Source organism: Puniceicoccus vermicola, assembly GCF_014230055.1.
Lineage (GTDB): Bacteria > Verrucomicrobiota > Verrucomicrobiia > Opitutales > Puniceicoccaceae > Puniceicoccus > Puniceicoccus vermicola.
Genome location: NZ_JACHVA010000113.1, coordinates 1 through 1,619, shown reverse-complemented (window position 1 = coordinate 1,619; position 1,619 = coordinate 1). Strand labels below are relative to the sequence as shown.

General features: G+C 49.8%; 2 protein-coding genes. One reads left to right on the top strand and one right to left on the bottom strand.

From position 1 onward, the window contains the following. The first annotated feature begins 364 nt into the window (after positions 1-364). The gene (locus H5P30_RS14515; RefSeq protein WP_185693640.1) at positions 365-739 is read left to right on the top strand and encodes a hypothetical protein; all 375 of its coding nucleotides are present in this window, start codon (positions 365-367) and stop codon (positions 737-739) included. Between the two features lie 181 nt (positions 740-920). Here the strand turns inward: H5P30_RS14515 and H5P30_RS14510 are convergent. Further along, positions 921-1,619 (bottom strand): transposase (locus H5P30_RS14510; RefSeq protein ID WP_185693639.1); only part of this gene is annotated, 699 nt, incomplete at its 5' end.

The window sequence follows — 1,619 nt, the reverse complement described above, 5'->3', positions numbered from 1 at the left end:
ACGTTCAGGAGATAGAATTTTGAAAAAAGCGAGAGAGTCCAAATTGAAAACCCTGCTGGGATGGGGATTTATCGTTTTTATTCTGCTCTATTTTGTGCTCACGTGAATAAATGGAAGGCAACTGGAGATTTTGACCTGAATCCAATTTTTGGATGGAATGGCGTCGGTTACTGGGGGTTCTTTCTGCTTGTGCTCCTCGGAACTGCGTTAAGTTTTTGCTATTCGAAATGGAGAAAAAGAAGAAAACAAGATTCCCTGAACCAATCTGCATAGGCAACCCGTCGTTACCGCCCGTGAAATCGTCAACCAATAGAACGCTGGACCTCTCAGGCCGGGACGCCTAGCCTCGACGTTGGATGACAGAATGAAAAAGAAGAAGATCCCCGAGTTCATAACCCCACTCTACATCATCGGAGTTACTCTTATGGCTGGATACTTCATGCTGATGCTACAAGAGAACCGTATCATTGAAGACGAATATGCGATTCTAGCAGTTCCAACCATATTCACCGTAGTGATCGCAACGATATGGATTGAATTTAAAAGAATCAAAGAAAGATATGAAGCCCTGTTCACTGTAGCATTGATCTGGATGCTGTTGTATCCGATCGCATATGAGAGCACACACGATGACATCCCTCAGGTTCCTGCTACCTTTTTGGTGATGGTAGGCACTATTACATTTCTGTTCCTTGGAATTCGGAAGGGCATTCAGAAAAGGAAGCGGATCGAACAATAAACGTTCTAGCCGAGGTGAGGGACGAAGCTCGGACTTGAACGATGGTTGAACAAGCCGCTGAGCGCCTTTGGGCTACGGGTTGCTAATGCGTTTTCTTTGGTGAAGACCAAATGACGTCAGTGAAGACCAAATGACGTCAGGTCTTGATTTTTGACAATGGATCATCGTTCACGCCAAAGGTTCACTCCAGGGCCTTTTCAATTCTCTCGATTTCTTTTCTGACTCCCGGATTCTCACTCGCCCGTTTTGCCGCTTGCGTCGGGGTTGACACCGAACCCATGGCGAGTCGTTCGGCCAGCCAACGGTTGGAAACCGAGGTCCGTTTTTTCATTACCGCTGCCAACAGGCACTTTTCCCGCGACATTTTCGGCCGGGGAAGGGCTCCGAGGTCAATCCCGGCGACCGTCGCCGCCTGAACGAGTTCCTCCTCCCAAACCATCATCCGCTCCTCAATCAAGGACTTCGGCTCCAATCCTTCGAAACGAACCCGGTCCAATTGCGCCCCCTTCGCCTTCGCTTCATCCCGCATCGCCTTGCGAAACTCCTTCGATCCCTTACACCAGCCCCGGCTCATCTGGGCCTCTGCCAGTTTCTTCTTTTCCAAATCATCCTCTGCCAGCCAAACCAAGTAATCCCGATACCGATTCCACCCAGTCCGATTGTCGCCTAGACCCCCCGAGTCGGATAATACCGTTGAGAAATCCAACCATTCGGGACGCTTCCTTTTTTCGATGCGAAAAAAGCTGCTCCAGCGATACTCCCCAAGGTTTTCCGCCGAAACGATCCCCGCACGAACCGGATTCAGGTGAATGTAGTGGCAAACCTGCGCGAATACATGCCCGGGCTCCACAACAATCCCCTTGTAACGCCCCTGAAACGG